A 21,861-nucleotide genomic window follows, 5' to 3' on the forward strand; every position below is an offset into this window, starting at 1 on the left:
CCACGAGGAGAAGCCATGGACGCCGTGCAGCGGTTCCGGCAAGCGGTCGAGTCCGGTGACTTCGCCGCCGCCGTGCGCGAGTTCGCGCCCGACATCACCTTCCACAGCCCGGTGAAGTTCACCCCGTTCCGCGGGATCGGCCAGGTGTCCGCCTTGTTCCGGGTGCTGGGCCGCACCTTCGAGAACTTCCGCTACGTCGGGGAATACTCCGGCACCGACGTGCTGGGGCACGACGGTCCGCGGGCCGAGTCGCACATTCTGCATTTCCGCACCACGGTCGACGGCAAACAGGTCGACGGCATCGATCTGATCCAGCTGGACGAAGCGGGCCGCATCGGTACGTTCACGGTGATGATCCGGCCGTTGTCGGCGGTGCAGGCGGTCGGTGAGGCGGTGATGCGCGGGCTGGTGGCCGACGGCGTGGTCCCGGCACCCGGCTCCGGCGCCGGCTGACGTCAGACGGACGCTGCCGACCGCCGATTTGTCCAAGACATCGGGGGCGCGCGGGTGCAGGATGGCCCCATGAGCGAATCCGGCAACGACCCTCGCACCACGGCGGGCAGCGTCGTGACGGCGGTCTATCCGCGGCTGGTCGTCGGTGATGCAGCGGCGGCGATCGATTTCTATGCGAAGGCCTTCGGCGCGGTGGAACTGGAACGGCACACCGACACCGGCGGCCAGGACGGCAAGATCGTCCACGCCATGCTGCGCATCGGGGACGTGCTGGTCGCGGTGAAGGACGAGGACGACCACGACCCGTCACCGGCGTCGCCGGGCGGATGCCCGGTGGTGATGGCGCTCGAGGTCACCGACGCGGACGCGGTCGGCGCGCGCATGACCGAGGCCGGTGGCAGCGTGGTGTTCCCGATACGGGATCGGGATTACGGGCAGCGGGCCGGACGATTCGCCGACCCGTGGGGCCATCTGTGGATGATCGCGCAAAATCTGTGAACCCGGCCGGCACGGGCCGCCACGGCGCATTGCCGCGTGGCGGGTTCTGCCGTGTGCCGCGCGAGCGGAACCGTGTCGGGCAACGGGGCTTGGTCGCACCAATAGTGGACGCAATTTTCCGGCGCGTTATGCCGAACTTCCCAATTCGCCCTTCCGGCGACGGCCTGGCAGGGCAGTTCGCCTCCGTTACTTGCCCACCACGACGATCATGGACGATCAAGGACGTACGACGAATCAGCGTGGCGGGGCGCAGGTGAACATTTCCAGCCCCGGCCGGGCACGGCGAGGTGCCAGGCGCAGGCTGAGGTGTGCTCGCCGGAGCGACGGGTGACGGCGACGGTGGTGCCCCCGGTGAGACTCGAACTCACACTGGACGGGTTTTGAATCCGTTGCCTCTGCCAATTGGGCTACGGGGGCAGGCTCCGCCCCGATCTTAAGGGATGGGCGTGGTGCCGCGGTGCTCGGCCCGGGGATGCGGCAGGCGTCCGTCCGGCACTGCCCTTCGGGGTCGGCGGTGGTGACGAACGTCCCGCTTGCCGGGCTCCCGCTGCAGGCCAGGCGGCGTTCTCGGTAATCTGAGTGCGCGCAACCAGCGAAGATCATGCGAGCACCCAGGAGGCTTCGGTGACCGACACGGCCACCGTCCAGGGCAAGGCCGAGCAGAAGCGTCGCGTCCTGATCGCCGAGGACGAGGCGTTGATCCGGCTCGATCTGGCGGAAATGCTGCGCGAAGAAGGGTACGAGGTGGTCGGTGAGGCCGCCGACGGCGAGCAGGCGGTGGAGCTGGCCGCGCAGCTGAAACCGGATCTGGTCATCCTGGACGTGAAGATGCCGAAGATGGACGGCATCGAGGCCGCGTCGAAGATCACCGGCGAGCGGATCGCCCCGGTGGTCATCCTGACCGCGTTCAGCCAGCGCGAACTGGTGGAGCGCGCCAGGGACGCGGGCACCATGGCGTACCTGGTCAAGCCGTTCGCCAAGCGGGACCTGGTGCCCGCGGTCGAGCTGGCGGTCAGCCGGTTCGCCGAGCTGCAGGCGCTCGAGTCCGAGGTGGCCGACCTGGCCGACCGACTGGAGACGCGCAAGCTCATCGACCGGGCCAAGGGCCTGCTGATGACCAGCCAGGGGCTGACCGAGCCGGAGGCGTTCCGGTGGATTCAGCGCACCGCGATGGACCGGCGGGTCACCATGAAGTCGGTCGCGCAAGCGGTGATCGAGAGCATCAAGGTCTAGCCGCCGCCTTTGCTTTCCGCGCCGCCCCGGCAAACGGTCTTGCCGGGCGGAGGTTTTCACGATCTGTAACCTGAGTCACTGCGTGGCGCGCAAACGCCGGTCGTACACTTGCCGATACCTTCGCATCACGTATGCGGCCAATTGGGCTAGTTCACTGCCCTAACCGGCGTTTTCGTGAGGGATTGTCGTCGCGCTGAGTCATGGTTGTTGTTGAATGTTGGCCCTACGGAGTGCGGCCCGGATCTAACGTCCTTCGCAAACCGTCACGATGTGGATACAGGCGCGCTCAGTGACTGGGCAAGCAGCGTGGCGGGAGCTAGGTTCACCCACCGGGTCCGAATCCCAGCGGGTGGGTCGTGCGGTGTGGCGACGACCCCACGAGACGACCCCCGGCAAGACATGGAGGAACGAAGTGGCAAGAGCACGGATTACCGCAGCCCTGGCGCTGGCGGCGACGGCTGCGTCGCTGGTGCTGGGCGCTTGTGCGCCGCGTGAAGACGCAGGCAACAACGCGGCCAACCAACCGCAGTCCGACGCGCCAGCCGAGCCGGAGAACGCTCACAAGCCCGAGGGCGACGGTAACGCCAAGTGCAGCAATGTCGCCATCGCCTACGCGGGCACCATCAACGGTGAGAACGCCGCGCTGGGGCAGAACATCCTCAACGGCGTGAAGCTGGCGGTGAAGAAGCACAACGACGCCAACCCGGACTGCCAGGTCGAGCTGAAGGAGTACGACACCGAGGGTGTTCCGGAGCGCGCGCCCGGCATCGTGACCCAGATGGTCAACGACGAGCAGATCGTCGGTGTCGTCGGCCTGCCGTTCTCCGGTGAGTCCAAGGCGGCGGGCAACATCTTCGACAAGGGTGGCCTGCCGCAGATCAGCCCGTCGGCGACCAACCCGGCGCTGAGCCAGAACGGCTGGAAGACGTTCTTCCGCGGCCTGGGCAACGACAACGCGCAGGGTCCCGCTGCCGCGAAGTTCCTGACCGACAACCTGGGTGCCGAGAAGGTCTGCGTGGTCCAGGACGACTCCGAGTACGGCATCGGCCTGGCCAGCGAGGTCAAGAAGGCGCTCGGCGACAAGGTCGTCTGCGACGAGAAGGTCAAGACCAAGCAGAAGGAATTCAGCGCGGTCGTGCAGAACATCAAGGCTGCGCAGCCGGACGCCGTCTACTACTCGGGCTACTACCAGGAGGCCGCGCCGTTCGCCCAGCAGCTGTACGACGCGGGCGTGGAGACCCAGCTGGTCGGGCCGGACGGCGTGAAGGACGACGAGTACGTCAAGGGCGCCGGTGACGCCGCCGCCGAGACGTTCTTCACCTGCCCGTGCGTGCCTGGTGAGGGCTTCACCAAGTTCGCCGGCGAGTACCGGAAGATGTTCGACAAGGACCCCGGCACCTACTCGGTCGAGGGTTACGACGCGGCGACCGTCCTGCTGACCGGTATCGACGCGGGCAACACCGACCGCAAGAAGATGCTGGAGTGGATCAAGAACTACGACGCCCAGGGCCTGAGCAACAAGCTGGGCTGGGACGAGAACGGTGAACTTGCCGAGACGCCCACCGTGTGGACCTACAAGGTGGAGAACGGCAAGATCGTCCGGAACGTCGAGATCAAGTAGGACATCGGCGAGGGGGAGATGGGGTCGCACAGCTTCCGTCTCCCCCTCGCTGCCTATCCACTCACCGTTTCTGGTAGGAAGTCCCCGGCATCGGACCGCTACCCCGGTCGTCAGCCGGCTCGAGAAATGAGTACTTGAGTGCACCACGTGATTAGTTCTGCGCAATACCTCGCGCAAGATTCGGAACCGTGGATCAACACCGACACGTTCATCAACCTGTTCTGGGCGAACACGATCGGTGGCCTTGAGTACGGCAGCATCTACGCACTCGTCGCGCTGGGCTACACCTTGGTGTACGGCGTGCTGAAGCTGCTGAACTTCGCGCACTCCGAGGTCTTCATCTACGGCGCGTACGCCACCTGGTTCACGTTCTTCCTGCTGGGCTTCCGGCCCGGCCCGACGCCAGAACTCCCGGTCGGTGAATTGATCGCCTACCTGGTGTTGGCAGTGATCGTGGCCATGCTCGTCTCCGGCACCACCGCGCTGGTGCTGGAACGGGTCGCCTACCGGCCGTTGCGGAACCGTGGCGCCCCGCGCCTGGCGTTCCTGATCACCGCCATCGGCGCATCGCTGATCCTGCAGCAGATCCTGTTCCTGTGGCGGGGCAGCAACCCCGAGCAGGCCATCCGGCTGCTGCGGCCGGAGACCCTGTTCAACGTCGGCAGCGCTTCGGTGCAGAACCTGACCGTCATCATCGTGGTCGCGTCGGTCCTGATGTGGATCGTGGCGGACACCTTCGTCAACCGCACCCGGTTCGGCCGCGGTATCCGCGCGGTCGCCCAGGACCCGGACACGGCCATGCTGATGGGCGTCAACAAAGAGCGGATCATCATGCTGACGTTCGTGGTCGGCGGCCTGTTGGCAGGCGCGGCCGCGGTGTTCTACATGATGAAGATCCCGCAGGGCGCCCAGTACAACGGCGGGTTCCTGCTCGGCCTGAAGGCGTTCGCGGCAGCGGTGCTCGGCGGCATCGGCAACCTGCGCGGCGCGCTGCTCGGCGGGCTGCTGCTCGGCATCATCGAGAACCACGGGCAGGCGCTGTTCGGCGGCGAATGGCGCGACGTCGTGGCGTTCGTCGTGTTGGTGCTGGTGTTGATGTTCCGGCCGACTGGGATCCTCGGTGAATCGCTCGGGAAGGCGCGAGTATGACCACGACCAAGACTCCGGCACCGGCCAAGGCTCCCGCTGAGCCACCACGGCGGAGGAGTATCTCCGAGTGGTGGAACAACCTGAGCCGGTTCCAGCAATGGATCATCCTGCTGCCGCTGGTGGCGTTGATCTTCGCCCTGCCGTGGCTGAATCCGCCGCTCATCACCACCGAGCCCGGGTACGACTTCTCCATCGCGATGTTCGACGTCGCCCGGTACTGCCTGATCGCGATCGGGCTGAACGTGGTGGTCGGACAGGCGGGCCTGCTCGACCTGGGCTACGTCGGGTTCTTCGCCATCGGCGCGTACGTCGCGGCGCTGTTCACCAGCCCGGACTCGACACTGTGGAAGATCCCGTACCTGGCGGCGATCCCGCTGGCGATGGCGATCACCATGGTGTTCGGCGTGATCCTGGGCAGTCCGACGCTCCGGTTGCGCGGTGACTATCTGGCCATCGTGACGCTGGGCTTCGGGGAAATGGTCCGGCTGTTCGCCGACAACGTGGACGCGCTGCGCGGCAACCGCGGGTTCTCCAACATCGGCGCCCCGCCGGGCACCAGGGAGAACGGCGAGCCGCTGTTCGCCAACTTCGACGGCAAGCCGTGGTACGTGCTGTGCGTCGCGGTGATCATCGTGATCCTCATCCTGGCGGGCAACCTGGAGCGGTCGCGGGTCGGCCGTGCCTGGGTGGCCATCCGGGACGACGAGGACGCCGCCGAGCTGATGGGCGTGCCCACGTTCCGGTTCAAGATCTGGGCGTTCGTCATCGGTGCGGCCATCGGCGGCCTGTCGGGTGCGCTGTACGCCGGGCAGCAGGGCTTCATGAACAACCAGAGGTTCGACGTGCTGACCTCGGTGCTGTTCCTCGCCGCGGTGATTCTCGGCGGGTCCGGCAACAAGGTCGGCGTCATGCTCGGCGCGTTCGTGGTGGCCTACGTGCCGCTGCGCTTCCTGTCCATCGCCGAATGGAAGTTCATGATCTTCGGGGTGGCGCTGACCATCCTGATGATCTTCCGGCCGCAGGGCCTGCTCGGCGCGCGTCAGCGCCTGCTCACCTACGGCAGACAGGCCTACCAGCGCCTGGTCGGCCGCGGCGAGGTGGTCAGCAGCGACACCGCGATGGCAGGCGGCAAGAGCCTGATGAACGGCGGAAACGGGGCACCGAAGTGAGCCAGAAGGATCAACACCGACACATCTCGGGCGGCATCGTCGCCGAAGTCGCCCAGATGACGGAGGCCGAACGGCGGGAGCACGAGGCCGAGGTCGCCGACGTGGTGGCGACCGACCGCGAGTTCGCGGTCGGCGAGGGCGAGACGCTGCTCGAGATGGACAACGTCACCGTGCGCTTCGGCGGCCTGGTGGCGCTCGACAGTGTCTCCTTCCACATCAAGCGGGGCGAGATCCTCGGCTTGATCGGCCCGAACGGGGCCGGGAAGACGACCTGCTTCAACGCCATGACCGGCGTGTATCGGCCGACGTCCGGCCGGGTCCTGCTGGAGGGCAAACCCCTCGGCAGGACGGCCAAGTACCGCATCACCCGAAAGGGCATCGCCCGCACGTTCCAGAACATCCGGCTGTTCGAGGAGATGACCGCGTTGGAGAACGTGGTCGTCGGCACCGACGCCAGGCACAAGACGTCGGTCCTCGGCGCCCTGCTGCGGCTGCCCCGCCACTTCAAAGAGGAGAAGGCGGCGGTGGAGAAGGCAATGGCGCTGCTGGAGTTCGTCGGCATTGCCGACCGTGCCGGTGACAAGGCGAAGAACCTGCCGTACGGCTACCAGCGACGGCTGGAGATCGCCAGGGCGCTGGCCACCGAGCCGAAGCTGCTCTGCCTGGACGAGCCCGCCGCGGGATTCAACCCGGCGGAAAAGGACGAGCTGATGGAGCTCATCCGCAAGATCCGGGACGACGGCTTCACCGTGCTGCTCATCGAGCACGACATGCGGCTGGTCATGGGTGTCACCGACCGGATCGTGGTGCTGGAGTTCGGCAAGAAGATCGCCGAGGGCAAGCCCGAGGAGATCCGGAACAACAAAGCGGTCATCGCCGCGTACTTGGGGGTGCCTGACGATGACGTTGCTTGAGCTGGACTCCGTCTCCGTCCACTACGGCCGGATCCGGGCGGTGCACAACCTGTCGTTGACCGTCGAGGAGGGTGAGGTCGTGGCGCTGATCGGTGCCAACGGCGCCGGCAAGACCACGACGATGCGCGCCATCTCGGGGATTCGCCCGGTGTCGTCCGGACGGATCCTGTTCGACGGCCAGGACATCACCCGTATGAAGGGTGAGAAGCGCGTCGAGCTCGGTATCGCCCAGTCGCCGGAAGGCAGGCGGATCTTCCCCGGCATGACGGTGCTGGAGAACCTCGACATGGGTGCCTACTCCCGCAAGGACAAGGCAGGCATCGCCGAGGACATGGAGCGGGTGTTCGAGCTGTTCCCGCGCCTTGCCGAGCGCAAGGATCAGTACGGCGGCACCATGTCCGGCGGTGAGCAGCAGATGCTGGCCATCGGGCGCGCGCTGATGGCGCGGCCGAAGCTGCTGCTGCTGGACGAGCCGTCCATGGGCCTGGCGCCGCAGTACATCCAGCAGATCTTCCGGATCATCACCGAGATCAACCAGCAGGGCACCACGGTGCTGCTGGTCGAGCAGAACGCCCAGCAGGCGCTGGCCCGGGCGCACCGGGCCTACGTGCTGGAGACCGGCTCGATCGTGAAGTCCGGAACCGGCAAGGAACTGCTGGCCGACCCTGCGGTGAAGGAGGCCTACCTGGGCGTCGGCTAGCCCACTTCCTCCGCGCACTTGAACCGCCGGCGGCCGCCAGGGCCGCCGGCGGTTCACTGTGTGCCGTCGGTTGCCCTCGTGCTCACTTCTGCTGCGGCGGGGCGTCCCGCAGCACGCAGGTCAGCCGGGCGGTGCAGGTGCGGCGGCCCTGCTCGTCGGTCAGCTCGATGGCCACGGTCACCGTGCTGCGTCCCACGTGCACCGGCGTGGCCACCCCGGTGACGGTGCCTTCGCGCACGGCCCGGTGGTGGGTGCAGGACAGCTCGAGCCCCAGCGAGATCTGCCCGTCGCGGGCGTTCAGGGCCGCGCACAGCGAGCCGAGCGACTCGGCGAGCGCGGCGTTCGCCCCGCCGTGCAGCAGTCCGTACGGCTGCAGGTTGCCTTTCACCGGCATGGTGGCGACCACGCGCTCCGGTTTGACCTCGACGTAGCTGATGCCCAGCTTGTCGTCGAGTTGCTGCTCGGCGTACTCGGGCGCGATCGTGTCGCGGAACAGGGCTCGGATCGTGTCTGGATCGTTCAACGCTTGACTCCCACTCGGCTCGCCGAGACACCTCGGACCGTTGTCGGTACTGCACCCTAGACTCGCCAAGGTGAGTCCCCGCGCAGATGCCACCGCGAACAGTGACACCTCCGTGCCCAAACTACTGCTGATCGACGGCCATTCGATGGCGTATCGCGCGTTCTACGCGCTGCCGAAGGAGAATTTCGCCACACAGACCGGTCAGCACACCAACGCGGTGTTCGGCTTCACCTCGATGCTGATCAACCTGCTGCGCGACGAGCAGCCGACGCACCTGGCGGTTGCCTTCGACGTGTCCCGCAAGACGTTCCGCAGCGAGCGGTACAGCCACTACAAGGCCAATCGCAGCGCGACACCGGACGAGTTCAAGGGCCAGATCAGCCTGATCGAGGACGTGCTCACCGCGTTGTCGGTGCCGTTTTTCGCCAAGGAGGGTTACGAGGCCGACGACGTGATCGCCACGCTGACCACGCAGGCGACCGCCGAGGGCTTCCGGGTGCTCATCTGCTCCGGCGACCGGGACGTCATCCAGCTGGTCGACGACCAGGTCACGCTGCTCTACCCGAGCCGGGGCGTGTCGGAGATGTGGCGGCTGGACCCGGCGAAGGTCAAGGAGAAGTACGGCGTCACGCCCGCTCAGTACCCGGATTTCGCGGCGCTGCGCGGTGACCCGTCGGACAACCTGCCGAAGATCCCCGGGGTGGGGGAGAAGACCATCGCCAAGTGGCTGCAGGAGTTCGGTTCGCTGGCCGAGCTGGTGGACCGGGTCGACGAGGTCAAGGGCAAGGCGGGCCAGGCGCTGCGCGACCACTTGTCCACGGTGCTGCTGAACAGGCAGCTCACCGAGCTGGTACGGGACGTGCCGCTGGAGGTCGGGCCGCGGGAGCTGGCGGTGCGGCCGTGGAACCGGGACGCGGTGCACCAGCTGTTCGACGAGCTGGAGTTCCGGGTGCTGCGGGAGAGGCTGTTCGAGTCGCTCAGCTCGGCGGAGCCGGAAGCCGAGGCGGGCTTCGAGGTGCGCGGCGGCAAGGCCGAGCCCGGCGCGGTGGCCGAGTGGCTGGCCGCGCACGCCGCGAAGGGGCCGGTGGCGCTGGCCGCGCGCACCACGGGGTCGTCGATCAGCGCGGATCTGGTCTCGCTGGCCCTGGCCGCCCCGGACGGGGAGGGCCTGTACATCGACCCGGCGGAGCTGACCGAGTCCGACGAGCAGGCGCTCGCAAAATGGCTGGCGGACGAGTCGGTGCGCAAGGTCAGCCACGCGGCCAAGACGATGCTGCACGCGGTGCGCTCGCGCGGGTGGGTGCTGCGCGGGCTGGAGATCGACACCGAGCTCGCCGCGTACCTGGTGCGTCCCGGGCAGCGGTCGTTCGCGCTGGACGACCTGGTGCTGCGCTACCTGAAGCGGGAGCTGCGCACGGAGACGGCCGAGCAGGGTCAGCTGTCGCTGCTGGACGGTGACGAGGAGGGTCCGGGCGGCGACAACGAGCTGGTGCAGGCGGAGCTGGTCCGGGCACGTGCGGTCGCCGAGCTGGCCGAGGCGCTGCAGTCCCAGGTGGCGTCGCTGGGCGGCAGCCGGTTGCTGCACGAGATCGAGATGCCGCTGCTCGCGGTGATCGACGACATGGAGTGCGCGGGTATCGCGGTCGACGTCGAGCAGCTGACCGCACTGGAGGCGCATTACGGCGAGCGGGTGAAGAACGCCGCTGAGGCGGCCTATCAGGTGATCGGCAAGCAGATCAACCTGTCCTCGCCGAAGCAGCTGCAGGTGGTGCTGTTCGACGAGCTGGGCATGCCGAAGACCAAGCGCACCAAGACCGGCTACACCACGGACGCCGACTCGTTGCAGACGCTGTACGAGAAGACCGAGCACCCGTTCCTGCAATACCTGCTCGAACACCGGGACGCCACCAAGCTGAAGGTGACGGTGGAGGGGCTGCTCCGGTCGGTGGCCGACGACGGGCGGATCCACACCACGCTGCAGCAGACCATCGCGGCGACCGGCAGGTTGTCGTCCACCGAGCCGAACCTGCAGAACATCCCGGTGCGCACCGAGGAAGGCAGGCGGATCCGCGAGACGTTCGTGGTCGGCGAGGGCTACGAGGCGCTGATGACCGCCGACTACAGCCAGATCGAGATGCGGATCATGGCGCACCTGTCCGAGGACGCCAAGCTGATCGAGGCGTTCCAGTCCGGGTTCGACTTCCACGCGGCGACCGCGGCGCGGGTGTTCGACGTGCCGCCGGACGAGGTCACCCCGGAGCAGCGGGCGAAGATCAAGGCGATGAACTACGGCCTGGCCTACGGGCTGTCGGCGTACGGGCTGTCGCAGCAGCTGCGCATCTCCACCGAGGAGGCGCGGGCGCTGATGGACGAGTACTTCGAAAGCTTCGGCGGGGTGCGGGACTACCTGCAGTCGGTGGTGCAGGCGGCGAGCAAGGCCGGGTACACCGAGACGATCTTCGGCCGCCGCCGCTACCTGCCGGATCTGAACAGCGACAACCGGCAGCGCAGGGAGATGGCGCAGCGCATGGCGCTGAACGCACCGATCCAGGGCAGCGCGGCGGACATCATCAAGGTGGCGATGCTGAACGTGCACCGTGCGCTGGCGGATGCCGGGCTGCACAGCCGCATGCTGCTGCAGGTGCATGACGAGCTGGTGCTGGAGGTCGCGCCGGGGGAGCGGGAGCGGGTCGAGGCGCTGGTCCGTCAGCAGATGGGCGCGGCGTACCAGCTGGCCGTCCCGCTGGAGGTGTCGGTCGGGTTCGGCCGCTCCTGGAACGATGCCGCGCACTGAACCTGCCCGGCACCGTGGCCCGCGGCAGGTGGGCCGCCGGCCACGGTGCACGATTGGTCAGCCGGCGACGAAGTACATCAGCGCGCACACCGCCAACGCCAGATAGAGCAGTGGGAACGCGATGTTGTAGTAGACGGATGCGCGGACGTGGGCTCCGACTGCGCACACGTAGAACAACACCAGTCCCACCGCGGCGGCGACGCCCAACGGCGGGACGCCGGCAAGCCCGATGACCAGGCCGGCTGTCCCCGCTCCTTTCAGCAGGCCGAGGTACGGCAGCAGACCGGGCTTCACGCCGACTTCGGCCGAGTTGGCGAGTACGAACTTGGCGCGGGCCAGGTCCGCCACCATGACGAACGCGTTGGCCGCGATGCACCCGATCGTCAGCGCGAGCAGCACCGCGGTCATGAGCGCCGCCCTCCGTGTCGCCCGCTGATCCGTGGCACGCTGATCTGTACGCTCATGGTGGCCTCCGTTCTGCCAAGACCGGTCATTGCGTGTTGGTCGCCCGTCATGACGTCTGGCAGGACCGAAAGGTGACCACTGCGGTGAACGTGACCGACACTTTCCAGGCGGAGCGCTCTCGACTGCTGTCGCTGGCGCACCGGATACTCGGCTCGCTCGAAGACGCCGAGGACGCGGTACAGAACGCCTGGCTGCGCGCACACGCCGTGCAGGAGGAGATCGAGAACCCCGCGGGCTGGCTCACCACGGTGACCGCGCGCATCTGTCTCGACCAGCTCCGGGCGGCCCGGCGGCGCGGCGAACGGCCCCTGCTGACCGACGCGCTGGCCGACCCGCAGCTCGCCGTCGACGAGGAGTTCCTGCAGCGCGAACAGGTGTCGCGGGCGCTGATGGTGCTGCTCGACCAGCTCACCGCCACCCAGCGCGTGGCCTATGTCCTGCACGACCTGTTCGGTGTGCCGTTCCACGACATCGCGGACGTGCTGGACACGACGCCGGCGAACGCGAAGAAGCTGGCCAGCCGCGCTCGGCAGAGGCTTTCCGGGGCGCCGGTGGCCGACGCGGCGCGGGCATCGGACTGGCGTGTCGTGGAGGCGTTCCTCGCGGCCGCGCGGGACGGCGACATCGACCGGCTCGTCCGGGTGCTGGCACCGGACGTGGTCCGCACCGCCGCTGCCGAGCTGCTGCCGAAGGGCGGGGCCGTGACGATCCGCGGGCATCATGCGGTGGCCGGCGAGGCGCGGCTGTTCGCCGACCGGGTCGCCGCCACCATCCCGATGCTGGTCGACGGCATCCCGGCCGCGGTGCTCGCCCCGGGCGGCCGTCCGCTGGCCAGGATCACGTTCGCCATCGCCGACGGACTCATCACCGCGTTGGAGATCGCTCCGCTCGCCCCGGCCGACGACGTGCGCGTGCCGGCGCTGTGACCGGGCCGGCCGCGGCGGCCGGATGCCGTCACGGACCGGGCTGCCGGCTGGTGCGCACCGCCGATCGTGTCCACCGAATGGATGCTCGGCCATCCGGCGGGGGCTGCGAATCCGGGCGGGGGATGCCAACATGGCAGGGAAGTGCGCAGATCGGACATACCGGTGGCGACCCGGTCAACCGGGTGAGAATCGGCGCGATGGTGGTGCCGCGGGCGCCACGGCACCCCGCGGCCCGGACGCCGCTGCCACGGGCACGCCGTCCGAAGCGGACTCCACCGCCGCGCGCGCCGGACGGTCCGGGCGCAGCGACGCCGACGTGATCACGGAGGTGATCGGATGAGCCTGCCCGCGCCTGCCGAGGACGTCGACGTCGTCGTCACCGGAGCTTCCAGCGGAATCGGCGCCGAGCTGGCGCGCGTGCTCGCCCGGCGCGGGCACAACCTGGTGCTGGTCGCGCGCCGGGAAGACCGGATGCGGAAACTCGCGGACCAGCTGCGTACCACGCACGACGTCGCCGCGGAGGTGATCGGTTGCGACCTTGCCGCGCGGGCGGACCGGGTCGCGCTGGTCGACCGCATCCGGTCCAGGTCGCGCGTGATCGGCGGGGTGTGCAACTGCGCAGGGTTCGGCACGTCGGGGTCGTTCGCCCGACTCCCGCTGGCCCGGGAGCGGGAGGAAGTCGAAGTCAACGTCGTGGCCCTGCTCGAACTGACCCACGCGTTCCTGCCCGGCATGGTGGCGGCCGGGCGCGGCGCGGTGCTCAACGTGGCTTCCCTCGCCGGGTTCCAGCCGATGCCCGGCATGGCCACCTACTCGGCGACGAAGGCCTTCGTGCTCACCTTCTCCGAGGCCGTCCACCAGGAGCTGCGGGGCAGCGGGGTGTCGTGCACGACGCTCTGCCCCGGTCCGGTGGACACCGAGTGGGCAACGATCGCCGGGGTGGAGACGGCGGTGCTTCCGGCCGCCAAGGTCGGTGTGGAGCGGGTGGCCGAGGAAGCGGTCGCGGCCATGGAGCAGGGCAAGCGGGTCGTCGTGCCGGGCATGGTGCCGAAGACACTGGCCAACGCGAGCCGGGTGGCACCGCACTCGGTGCTGCTGCCGATGTTGTCGTTCGCTCGACGGATGCGGGGGTAGGAGATGCCGAGACGCGCGGTCGTGCTGGGTGGTACCGGGATGCTGGCCGGAGTCGCCAGCCGCCTGGTCGACGACGGATGGCTCGTCGTCCTGCCGAGCAGGCGGTACAGCCCGCTGCCGGACTACGCCGAGCCGGGCAGCGGCCGGGCGCTGTGGGTGCAGGCACGCTGGGAACGGCCGGAGCGACTGGCGCGCGACACGGCGAACGCGCTCGGCGGCAAGGCCGACCTGCTGGTCGCCTGGGTGCACAACGAGTACCGCAGGTCCGTGCTGTACGCCGTGGAGCCGCTGTTGGCCCCGGGGGCCCCGGTGGTGGAGGTGTTCGACGCGCCGCCGGAGGACAAGTTCGCCGGCGACGTCATCGCCACGCTGCCCGATCACCCGATGCAACAGGTCGTGCTCGGCTACGTCCGGGACGGCGACCGGTTGCGCTGGCTGACCCATTCCGAGGTGGTCGACGGGGTGCTCATGGCAGTCGAACGGGCGATGAGCGGGGCGCCGACCACCGAGCACTACGTGGGACAGGCACGCGCCTGGTCGGCGCGGTGATCCCCGGTCACCGCAGGCAGGCCGCGGGCCGGCAGAGCCAGCGCGTCTGCACCGGCCGGTAGCCCCGGCGCGGCCAGAAGACCGAGGAGAGCGGGTTGGCCACGTCGTAGTAGAGGAACGTCCCGTGCTGCACCGAGGGCTCGAGCAGCCGGAGTGATCCCGCGACGAGCGCCGCCCCCACACCCTGCCCGCGCAGGTCCGGCAGCACGGCCACCTGGCCGAGGTAGCCCCACTGGCCGGGCGGCAGCCAGCGGCGCAGCGTGGGGCTGTGCGCCGGATCGGTGACGCCGCAGATGGCCACGCCCACGGCGATGCCGTCCAGCTCGGCCAGATAGACCCGCCCGCTGAAGTACACCGAGCGCTCGACGTGCTCGCGCATCAGCTGGTCGGCGTTGCTCCGCGGGGCGGCCCCCAGCACCAGCCCGGAGAACCGCGCCTCTTCGGCGGCCAGCTTCGCTGCCTCGTCGACGTCGCTCATGGTGGCCACCCGCACCCGCACGTCGGAATTGCCGGGCGGGGCAGGGACGCCGCGCGGCCGTGTCGCCAGCACCGTGGTCGGGACCATGCCGTGCCCGAGCAGTGCGGGCGAAACCGCGACGTCGTGGCTCGGCCAGGTGATCTGCACCGCGCTGTCGTCGGTTCGCTCCGCGGCGGGGACCTCGCGATCCAGCCAGCCACGGAGGGCGCGGAGCAGCGCGTCCATGCCTTGCCCGCCGGTGTCGCCGAGCGAGGGCACGAAGTCCCACACCACGCGTGGGTGCCACACACTGAGCAGGTCGTCGGCGCCGTGTAACTGGCGGTACACCTGGCCACGCACCACGCGCCCGTCGGGCAGGGTGGCGGTGATGTCCGCGCTGTGCTGCGGGATGCTCATCCGGCCAGCTCGCAGCAGAAGATGGCGGTGCCGGGGAACAGCACGCCCCGCTCGGGGCCCCACTGGCCCCACACGCGCTCGTGTCCCTCCGGCCACTCCGGCTCGATCAGGTCCTGCAGCACGAACCCGGCGCGGCGCAGCGCCCGCACGTAGTCGCCGAGGGTCCGGTGGTATTCCACGTAGGTGGCTTGGCCCTGGGCGTCGATCTCCACGTACGGCCTGCGGTCGAAGTAGGACTGGATGACCTTCAGGCCCTCCGGGCCGGGATCGTCCGGGAAGATCCAGCGCATCGGGTGCGTCACCGCGAACACCCAGTGGCCGCGCGGCCGCAGCACGCGCGCCACTTCGCCGAAGACGGCGTCCAGGTCGGGCGTGAACGGAATCGCGCCGAACGCCGAGCAGGCCACGTCGAAGACGGCCGTGCCGAACGGCAGGTGCGCCGCATCGGCCTGGATCAGCCCGGGCCGGAGCCCGGTGCGGGCGTTGGCCGCCCTGGCGTGGCGCAGCATGCCGCCGGACAGGTCGACCGCCACCGCGTCGGCACCCGCGGCGGTCAGCCACCTGGCGCACATCGCCGCGCCGCAACCGACCTCCAGCACGCGCCGCCCGGCCACGTCGCCGAGCAGCCGCTGTTCCTCCTCGCGCAGGCCCTCCGGGCACCAGACGAAGTCCGCGTCACCCAGGAACTCGCCGTGCTCGGCCAGGTAGTCGTCGGCGTCGGCGTCCCACCACGCCCGGCTGGCGGCCACCGCCTCCGCCTGGCCGACCGGGCGCCTCGTCACGCCCGCGGTCCCGAGCAGCTGCTCGGCGGTGAAGTGGCTCGAGGCGGCCTGATCCGGATCGCTCACGCCGTGATCGTATCGATGGCCCACCCTGTTTGTGCCCGCGCAGCAGGGCCAAGTACGATGGGCCAGGCGCAGTGGGTTCGCGCTGCCTTGCCACCCGGCATCGCCGGGTTCGGGTCCGCGTACCGAATTGCGGTGGTCCGCCGGCCGTCATGTCAATTGCGGGCGTAGTATCAACCGCGCTCGGCCGCTGCGCTGAACAACCTGTAAACCCGACAACGACTACTCAATCCAATAACCGGAGCAACCCACCTAATGGCCACCGACACGACCGCCGCCCCGACTGACCAAGAGCAGACCTCCCAGGTCGCCGTGAACGACATCGGGTCGGAGGAAGACTTTCTCGCCGCTGTCGACAAGACGATCAAGTACTTCAACGACGGCGACATCGTCGAAGGCACCATCGTCAAGGTCGATCGCGACGAGGTCCTTCTCGACATCGGGTACAAGACCGAGGGCGTCATCCCCTCCCGTGAACTGTCCATCAAGCACGATGTCGACCCGAGCGAAGTGGTCAAGGTCGGCGACCGGGTCGAGGCCCTCGTTCTCCAGAAGGAGGACAAGGAAGGCCGGCTGATCCTGTCGAAGAAGCGTGCTCAGTACGAGCGCGCCTGGGGCACCATCGAGCAGCTCAAGGAGCGCGACGAGGCCGTCTCCGGCACCGTCATCGAGGTCGTCAAAGGCGGCCTGATCCTGGACATCGGCCTGCGTGGCTTCCTGCCCGCGTCGCTGGTCGAGATGCGCCGCGTGCGGGACCTGCAGCCGTACGTGGGCCGCACACTGGAAGCCAAGATCATCGAGCTGGACAAGAACCGCAACAACGTGGTGCTGTCCCGCCGGGCCTACCTGGAGCAGACCCAGTCCGAGGTCCGCAGCGAGTTCCTCAACAACCTGGCCAAGGGGCAGGTCCGCAAGGGCGTGGTGTCCTCGATCGTCAATTTCGGTGCCTTTGTGGACCTGGGTGGCGTGGACGGCCTGGTGCACGTCTCCGAGCTGTCCTGGAAGCACATCGACCACCCGAGCGAGGTCGTCCAGGTCGGCGACGAGGTCACCGTCGAGGTGCTGGACGTCGACATGGAGCGCGAGCGGGTCTCGCTGTCGCTGAAGGCGACCCAGGAGGACCCGTGGCGCCAGTTCGCCCGCACCCACGCGATCGGGCAGATCGTCCCCGGCAAGGTCACCAAGCTGGTGCCGTTCGGTGCGTTCGTCCGTGTCGAGGACGGCATCGAGGGCCTGGTGCACATCTCCGAGCTGGCCGAGCGGCACGTGGACCTGCCGGACCAGGTGGTGCAGGTCGGCACCGAGGTGATGGTCAAGGTCATCGACATCGACCTGGAGCGGCGCCGGATCTCGCTGTCGCTGAAGCAGGCCAACGAGGGCTTCAGCCCGGACGCGGAGTTCGACCCGACGCAGTACGGCATGGTTGCCGAGTACGACGAGCACGGCAACTACATCTACCCGGAGGGCTTCGACCCCGAGACCCAGGAGTGGCAGGAGGGCTACGAGGAGCAGCGCGAGGCGTGGGAGCGTGCCTACGCCGAGGCGCACGCCCGCTACCAGGCGCACATGCGGCAGGTCGCCGAGGCGGCCAGGGCCAACGCGGAAGCCGCGGCCGCTGCGGGCGCCGGGGACGACGACGTCGAGTCCGGCAGCTACAGCAGCAGCTCGGACTCCGGCACCGGCACCCTGGCCTCGGACGAGCAGCTGGCGGCGCTGCGCGAGAAGCTGTCCGGCGGCGGCAACTGACGACGGCAAGACGAAACGGGCCGGCTCCTCGACGGATGCCGGCCCGTTTCGTTTGTCAGCCCCGTTGTCGTGGTTGCCTGATGACTGCTTGCCGTCGTCACGCGGCCTGGGCCACTACGCTCTCGCGGGAGCCGTCGCCAGCCGTCCGGTCCTGGCGCGGCGACGCAGGCCGGCCAGGCTGTGCTTGGCGGGGGTCAGCAGGGCGGCCAGCCAGCCGCGCCGGTACTCCGCGAGAGCATCGGCCACAGATCGAATCTCGACGCAGTGCACCAACCCCGGCGTGCCCAGCCGGTGTTTCCCGACGTAGTGCCTCCGCATGAGTCCTCCATCTGGGCGATCTCTCACGGCGGACACTACTGGCCGGTAGGCGCGACCACGGGGTGGACGCGCGGCGTGTCACCCACTTCAGTCCCAATAGTCACAGCATCTTGATCTGAATCCTGAAAGCAGCACGCTGTCGACCGGCGCACCGACCGCATGATTGGATGATCGCCATGCTGCGAGTGGGGTTGACCGGGGGCATCGGGGCCGGCAAGTCGACGGTCGCTGCCCGGCTGGCCGAGCACGGCGCGGTGATCATCGACGCGGACCGGCTGGCGCGCGAGGTGGTGGAACCGGGGACGCCCGGCCTGGCCGCGGTGGTGCGGGAGTTCGGTGACGAGGTGCTGGCCGAGGACGGCTCGCTGAACCGCCCCGCACTGGCCGCGGTCGCTTTCGCCGACCCGGACGCCCGCGCCCGCCTCAACGGCATCCTGCACCCGTTGATCGGGCAGCGCACCAAGGAGCTGATCGAGGCGGCTCCGCCGGACGCGATCATCGTGCACGACGTGCCGCTGCTGGTGGAGAACGGCATGGCGCCGATGTATCACCTGGTGGTCGTGGTGCACGCGGACGTGCCCACGCGCGTGGAACGCATCATGCGCAATCGCGGGATGACGGAGGAGGACGCGCGGGCGCGGATCGCAGCGCAGGCCACCGACGAGGAACGGCGCGAGGTGGCGGACGTCTGGCTGGACAACAGCGGCCAGGAGGACGAGGTGCTGGCCGTGGTGGACGAGCTGTGGGCCGAGCGCCTGGTCCCGTACGAGGCGAACGTCCGCCTGCGCCGGCCGGCGGCGGAGGCACCGCCGCCACGGCGAACCAGCCCGCACGAGCCGTTTCAGGCGCGCAGGCTGGCCGACCGGCTGCGGTTCGTGGCGGGTGAACGCGCCGAACGCGTGGACCCGGTGCCCGCTTCGTCGAGCGGGGATGCCGCGTCGGCGGTGATCGACATGCTGGTGACGGCTCGTACCCCCGAGGACGCCGAGGCGCTGGCCGGACCGCTGGCCGAAGCGGGTTTCCCGCCCGCCAACGACCACTTCGCCAGCGCCGATCCCGGGCGGCCCGCCAGAGTGTGGGTGAAACCGGCCGCGTGAGGGCCGGTCCACAACGGTGCGACGTCGGCGCGGGACGCCGGACGGTGAAATCGGCTGCGTGCGGGCCGGTGTTCGCCTGGCTCGCGCGGCCGACGCCGCGGAACGGTGAAACGGGCCGCGTGGGGGGCAGGTCACTCCGGCTGCAGCAGTCCGCGCTGGAAGGCCACCGCGACCGCGGCCGCGCGGTCGTTGACGCCCAACTTGGAGTAGGCGTGCAGCAGATGGGTCTTGACCGTCGCCTCGCTGATGAACAGCTGGGCGGCCGCCTGTTTGTTGGTGGCGCCGCGAGCGACCAGCCGCAGCACCTCGAGCTCGCGCTGCGACAGCGGCTCGGCTTCCGGTCGGCGCATCTGACCGATCAGCTTGCTCGCGACGGCAGGCGAGAGGACCGTCTCGCCACGGGCGGCCGCCCGCACCGCGCGGTACAACTCGTCCCGTGGCGCGTCCTTGAGCAGGTACCCGGTGGCGCCCGCCTCGATGGCCGGGAGCACGTCGGAGTCGGTGTCGTAGGTGGTCAGCACCAGTACCCGGGCGGGGTTGCCCAGCCTGGCCAGCTCGGCGATCGCCCACACGCCGTCGGTGCCGGGCATGCGCAGGTCCATCAGCACCACGTCGGGCCGCAGGCGTTCCGCGACGGCCACTGCTTCCGCGCCGTTGGCCGCCTCCCCGACCACGTCGAACCCGGCGTCCGGGGTGAACATGCCGCGCAGTCCGTCCCGGACGATCGGGTGGTCGTCGGCGATCACCAACGAGATGGTCACTCGGCCTTCTCCTTCGTCTCCACGTCAGCGCCGCCCGGGGTGCGCAGCACGCGGGACGGAGCGGTCATCTCCAGCGCCGGCAGGCTGGCCGAGATGGCCGTCCCTGCGCCGGGTTCGGACTCGATGCTGAGCGTTCCGGCCAGGCGTTGTACCCGGCGCCGCATTCCGGTCAGCCCGAACCCGCCGTCGCCGGCCTTGCCGCCGGCGTCGCCGGGGGAGAAGCCGACTCCGTCGTCGCGCACGTCGAGCGCGATCTGATCTTCCATGTAGGACAGCGTCACCCCGACCCGGGTCGCCCTGGCGTGCTTGGCGACGTTGGACAACGCCTCCTGGGTCAACCGCAGCACTGTCGCTTCGATCTCCGGGTGCATCGGCCGGGGCGTGCCGGTGGTGGTGAACTCGACGTGCGTGTCCCGCAGCCCGGACCAGCGGTGGGTGAGGTCCTGCAACGCTTCCGGCAGCGGCGCCTTGTCCAGTGCATCCGGCGTCAGCGCCTGCACCGACCGGCGAGCCTCGGCCAGGTTCTCCCTGGCCAGCGTGGCGGCCGCGGCGATGTGCCGCCGCCACCGTGCCGGATCGTCCGCGGCCTGCTCGGCGGCCTGCAGCTGGGTGATGATCCCGGTGAAGCCCTGCGCCAGCGTGTCGTGGATTTCGCCGGCCAGCCGCTGGCGCTCGTCCAGCATGCCCGCCTCGCGGGCTTGCACCAGCAGCTGCGCGTGCAGGCCCGCGTTCTCCTCGAGCGCCCGCTCCAGCTTGGCGTTGGCTTCTTCCAGCTGGAGCAGGGCCTCCTTGCGTTTCCGGTTGTGCAGCTGCGTGACGTAGGCGATGTAGGTGAACGCGCCCGCCACGGTGGCGTTGACGGCGACCAGCATCAGCCACGTCGCCGCCGCACGCGGTGTGGCGGGCAGCTCGCCGCCGCTCTGGGTGATCGCCATCAGCATCGCGGTGGCGATCTGCCCGGCGAACCGCCACGGCCCGCGCAGGCATTCGAACGAGTGCACGAAGCCGACCCATGCGTAGATGCCGAACCAGGGCGCTTCCAGCACCAGCGTGGCGGTGACGGCCAGGAACCCGACGAAGTAGACCGCCATCAGGCCGGGCCGCTCCTCCCGCCACCGCGGGTGCGCGGTGAGGAACCACCAGGTCCACCCGGCCGCCAGCCCGGCGAGGGGCAGCACCAGCCACATCCGGATGGGGTAGCCGGACTGCACCACCGTGATGGTCACCGATGCGGCCAGCATGACGTAGGGCAGCGCCGCGAACAGCCGTGATTCACGACGCTCCCATGCGTCGAAGCCCGCTTCCCGGTCGACGGTGACGACCGGGAAGCGGCGCGAGTCGTCTCGCACGCTCGTTACTCCCAGGAGAACAGCCGGGCCGCAGCGATTCCTGTCACTGCGATCCAAGCGAGCATGACGACGATGTGCAACAACTGCGGTGTGCCGCCTGCGGCGGTGTCGGTCAGTGCCTGCACGCCGGCGCCCAGCGGGGTGTAGTCGCTGATCTGCCGCAGCGTGTCCGGCATCGCCGCACGTGGCAGCCACAGCCCGGCGAAGAACAAGATCGGGAAGAACAGCACTTGGCCCGCCGCCGCGGCCGCCTTCGCGGTGCGCACCACGGCGGCGATGAACAACCCGATCGAGAGCATCGAGACCAGGCTGAGCAGATAGACCAGCGCATAGCCGGGCAGCTGCCGCGGCAGGTCGACGTCGAAGGCCAGCTTGCCCAGCGCCAGCAGCACGGCGGTCACGCCGAGCGCGGTGACCACGAACACGATCAGGTTCGCCGTCAGCATCATGGCCGGCGAGACCGGCGTGGTCGACATGCGGCGCAGGATGCCGCGCTCGCGGTACCCGGCGAGCTGGTTCGGCAGCCCGGACAGCGCGAACATGGCGATGGCCATCGCGACCAGGATCGGTACGTACAGGTCGATGGTCCGCACGCCGGTCTCCGGGTTCGGCTCCCGGAACGGCGGGATCGCGCCGAGCACCAGCAGCAGCAGCGGCGGGAAGACGATGACGAAGAACACCGCCGCCGGGTCGCGCAGCAGCAGCTTCGCCTCGGTCTTGGTGAGTGTGGCCAATGCGGTCAC

Annotated in this window: 21 protein-coding genes, 1 tRNA gene and 1 pseudogene; 14 read left to right on the plus strand and 9 right to left on the minus strand. The window is 69.2% G+C overall.

The features are described 5' to 3' along the window. Window positions 1-15 precede the first annotated feature (15 nt). Together CXP56_RS07060 and CXP56_RS07065 are read left to right on the plus strand one after the other, a co-directional pair. Entirely contained in the window at window positions 16-453 is a 438-nt protein-coding gene (locus CXP56_RS07060) for a nuclear transport factor 2 family protein (RefSeq protein ID WP_286900484.1), read from the plus strand. A 69-nt stretch (window positions 454-522) separates the two neighbouring features. Beyond that, a complete protein-coding gene (locus CXP56_RS07065; protein WP_051309654.1) occupies window positions 523-951 on the plus strand; it encodes a VOC family protein in 429 nt (142 codons plus the stop codon). 340 nt (window positions 952-1,291) lie between these two features. Here the strand turns inward: CXP56_RS07065 and CXP56_RS07070 are convergent. Beyond that, window positions 1,292-1,368: transfer RNA gene (locus CXP56_RS07070), tRNA-Leu, on the minus strand. 207 nt (window positions 1,369-1,575) lie between these two features. Between CXP56_RS07070 and CXP56_RS07075 the strand changes: the two genes are divergently transcribed. From CXP56_RS07075 to CXP56_RS07100, 6 genes are all read left to right on the plus strand, one after another. Next, window positions 1,576-2,184, plus strand: coding sequence for an ANTAR domain-containing response regulator (locus CXP56_RS07075; protein WP_286900486.1), 609 nt, complete (start codon window positions 1,576-1,578; stop codon window positions 2,182-2,184). Between the two features lie 445 nt (window positions 2,185-2,629). Continuing rightward, a complete protein-coding gene (locus CXP56_RS07080) occupies window positions 2,630-3,805 on the plus strand; it encodes a branched-chain amino acid ABC transporter substrate-binding protein (RefSeq protein ID WP_286900527.1) in 1,176 nt (391 codons plus the stop codon). 138 nt (window positions 3,806-3,943) lie between these two features. Continuing rightward, on the plus strand, window positions 3,944-4,954 hold the full coding sequence (locus CXP56_RS07085; RefSeq protein ID WP_028846561.1) for a branched-chain amino acid ABC transporter permease: 1,011 nt from the start codon (window positions 3,944-3,946) through the stop codon (window positions 4,952-4,954). After that, window positions 4,951-6,123, plus strand: coding sequence for a branched-chain amino acid ABC transporter permease (locus CXP56_RS07090; RefSeq protein ID WP_051309656.1), 1,173 nt, complete (start codon window positions 4,951-4,953; stop codon window positions 6,121-6,123). The genes CXP56_RS07085 and CXP56_RS07090 overlap by 4 nt, the downstream gene beginning before the upstream one ends. 56 nt (window positions 6,124-6,179) lie before the next feature. Continuing rightward, window positions 6,180-7,037 (plus strand): ABC transporter ATP-binding protein, encoded by an 858-nt coding sequence (locus CXP56_RS07095; protein ID WP_084608923.1) that lies wholly within the window; start codon window positions 6,180-6,182, stop codon window positions 7,035-7,037. Continuing rightward, window positions 7,024-7,737 carry an ABC transporter ATP-binding protein gene (locus CXP56_RS07100; RefSeq protein ID WP_286900488.1) on the plus strand — a complete coding sequence of 238 codons (714 nt, stop codon included), beginning with the start codon at window positions 7,024-7,026 and terminating at the stop codon, window positions 7,735-7,737. Before CXP56_RS07095 ends, CXP56_RS07100 begins: the two co-directional genes overlap by 14 nt. Before the next feature lie 82 nt (window positions 7,738-7,819). Here CXP56_RS07100 and CXP56_RS07105 read toward each other — a convergent pair whose 3' ends face one another. Beyond that, on the minus strand, window positions 7,820-8,260 hold the full coding sequence (locus CXP56_RS07105) for a hotdog fold thioesterase (protein WP_286900491.1): 441 nt from the start codon (window positions 8,258-8,260) through the stop codon (window positions 7,820-7,822). A gap of 112 nt (window positions 8,261-8,372) precedes the next feature. Here CXP56_RS07105 and polA point away from each other — a divergent pair, with 112 nt between their 5' ends. Further along, on the plus strand, window positions 8,373-11,054 hold the full coding sequence (gene polA / locus CXP56_RS07110; RefSeq protein WP_502694567.1) for a DNA polymerase I: 2,682 nt from the start codon (window positions 8,373-8,375) through the stop codon (window positions 11,052-11,054). Window positions 11,055-11,111: 57 nt separating this feature from the next. On the opposite strand, the gene CXP56_RS07115 is transcribed toward polA, so the two are convergent. Further along, window positions 11,112-11,462: a DoxX family protein gene (locus CXP56_RS07115; protein WP_028846566.1), complete on the minus strand. Its 351-nt coding sequence runs from the start codon at window positions 11,460-11,462 to the stop codon at window positions 11,112-11,114. 128 nt (window positions 11,463-11,590) lie between these two features. Here CXP56_RS07115 and CXP56_RS07120 point away from each other — a divergent pair, with 128 nt between their 5' ends. The 3 genes from CXP56_RS07120 to CXP56_RS07130 all read left to right on the plus strand — a co-directional run bounded on the left by CXP56_RS07120 (window position 11,591) and on the right by CXP56_RS07130 (window position 14,128). Beyond that, window positions 11,591-12,445, plus strand: a complete 855-nt coding sequence (locus tag CXP56_RS07120; protein WP_286900496.1) for a sigma-70 family RNA polymerase sigma factor — start codon at window positions 11,591-11,593, stop codon at window positions 12,443-12,445. Window positions 12,446-12,781: 336 nt separating this feature from the next. After that, window positions 12,782-13,579, plus strand: a complete 798-nt coding sequence (locus tag CXP56_RS07125; RefSeq protein WP_028846568.1) for an SDR family NAD(P)-dependent oxidoreductase — start codon at window positions 12,782-12,784, stop codon at window positions 13,577-13,579. A 3-nt stretch (window positions 13,580-13,582) separates the two neighbouring features. Next, complete coding sequence (locus CXP56_RS07130; protein ID WP_286900497.1) at window positions 13,583-14,128, plus strand: Rossmann-fold NAD(P)-binding domain-containing protein; 546 nt, start codon at window positions 13,583-13,585, stop codon at window positions 14,126-14,128. 7 nt (window positions 14,129-14,135) lie between these two features. Here the strand turns inward: CXP56_RS07130 and CXP56_RS07135 are convergent, their stop codons facing one another. Beyond that, window positions 14,136-15,002, minus strand: a complete 867-nt coding sequence (locus CXP56_RS07135; protein WP_286900499.1) for a GNAT family N-acetyltransferase — start codon at window positions 15,000-15,002, stop codon at window positions 14,136-14,138. Beyond that, window positions 14,999-15,850 (minus strand): class I SAM-dependent methyltransferase, encoded by an 852-nt coding sequence (locus tag CXP56_RS07140; protein ID WP_286900500.1) that lies wholly within the window; start codon window positions 15,848-15,850, stop codon window positions 14,999-15,001. Before CXP56_RS07140 ends, CXP56_RS07135 begins: the two co-directional genes overlap by 4 nt. A 252-nt stretch (window positions 15,851-16,102) precedes the next feature. On the opposite strand from CXP56_RS07140, the gene rpsA reads away from it, so the two are divergent. Further along, complete coding sequence (gene rpsA, locus CXP56_RS07145) at window positions 16,103-17,593, plus strand: 30S ribosomal protein S1 (protein WP_028846570.1); 1,491 nt, start codon at window positions 16,103-16,105, stop codon at window positions 17,591-17,593. 114 nt (window positions 17,594-17,707) lie between these two features. Here the strand turns inward: rpsA and CXP56_RS07150 are convergent, their stop codons facing one another. Beyond that, entirely contained in the window at window positions 17,708-17,911 is a 204-nt protein-coding gene (locus tag CXP56_RS07150) for a hypothetical protein (protein ID WP_084608891.1), read from the minus strand. Window positions 17,912-18,087: 176 nt separating this feature from the next. Between CXP56_RS07150 and coaE the strand changes: the two are divergent. Further along, window positions 18,088-18,996 (plus strand): annotated as a pseudogene (coaE, locus tag CXP56_RS07155) (dephospho-CoA kinase); the annotation flags it as partial. 143 nt (window positions 18,997-19,139) lie between these two features. Here coaE and CXP56_RS07160 read toward each other — a convergent pair. The 3 genes from CXP56_RS07160 to CXP56_RS07170 are packed head-to-tail and all read right to left on the minus strand — an operon-like array spanning window position 19,140 to window position 21,861. After that, window positions 19,140-19,769, minus strand: coding sequence for a response regulator (locus CXP56_RS07160; protein WP_028846571.1), 630 nt, complete (start codon window positions 19,767-19,769; stop codon window positions 19,140-19,142). Further along, the gene (locus tag CXP56_RS07165; protein ID WP_286900502.1) at window positions 19,766-21,118 is read right to left on the minus strand and encodes a sensor histidine kinase; all 1,353 of its coding nucleotides are present in this window, start codon (window positions 21,116-21,118) and stop codon (window positions 19,766-19,768) included. Before CXP56_RS07165 ends, CXP56_RS07160 begins: the two co-directional genes overlap by 4 nt. Window positions 21,119-21,123: 5 nt before the next feature. Continuing rightward, window positions 21,124-21,861 (minus strand): ABC transporter permease, encoded by a 738-nt coding sequence (locus CXP56_RS07170; RefSeq protein WP_028846572.1) that lies wholly within the window; start codon window positions 21,859-21,861, stop codon window positions 21,124-21,126.

The organism is Thermocrispum sp. (assembly GCF_002919275.1).
Lineage (GTDB): Bacteria > Actinomycetota > Actinomycetes > Mycobacteriales > Pseudonocardiaceae > Thermocrispum > Thermocrispum agreste.

Bases quoted from the DNA above. Each gene is read 5' to 3' on its own strand.
- CXP56_RS07060 (WP_286900484.1), top strand. From the start codon at position 16: ATGGACGCCGTGCAGCGGTTCCGGCAAGCGGTCGAGTCCGGTGACTTC.
- CXP56_RS07065 (WP_051309654.1), top strand. From the start codon at position 523: ATGAGCGAATCCGGCAACGACCCTCGCACCACGGCGGGCAGCGTCGTG.
- CXP56_RS07090 (WP_051309656.1), top strand. From the start codon at position 4,951: ATGACCACGACCAAGACTCCGGCACCGGCCAAGGCTCCCGCTGAGCCA.
- CXP56_RS07095 (WP_084608923.1), top strand. From the start codon at position 6,180: ATGACGGAGGCCGAACGGCGGGAGCACGAGGCCGAGGTCGCCGACGTG.
- CXP56_RS07100 (WP_286900488.1), top strand. From the start codon at position 7,024: ATGACGTTGCTTGAGCTGGACTCCGTCTCCGTCCACTACGGCCGGATC.
- CXP56_RS07115 (WP_028846566.1), bottom strand. From the start codon at position 11,462: ATGACCGCGGTGCTGCTCGCGCTGACGATCGGGTGCATCGCGGCCAAC.
- CXP56_RS07125 (WP_028846568.1), top strand. From the start codon at position 12,782: ATGAGCCTGCCCGCGCCTGCCGAGGACGTCGACGTCGTCGTCACCGGA.
- CXP56_RS07130 (WP_286900497.1), top strand. From the start codon at position 13,583: ATGCCGAGACGCGCGGTCGTGCTGGGTGGTACCGGGATGCTGGCCGGA.
- CXP56_RS07135 (WP_286900499.1), bottom strand. From the start codon at position 15,002: ATGAGCATCCCGCAGCACAGCGCGGACATCACCGCCACCCTGCCCGAC.
- rpsA (WP_028846570.1), top strand. From the start codon at position 16,103: ATGGCCACCGACACGACCGCCGCCCCGACTGACCAAGAGCAGACCTCC.
- CXP56_RS07150 (WP_084608891.1), bottom strand. From the start codon at position 17,911: ATGCGGAGGCACTACGTCGGGAAACACCGGCTGGGCACGCCGGGGTTG.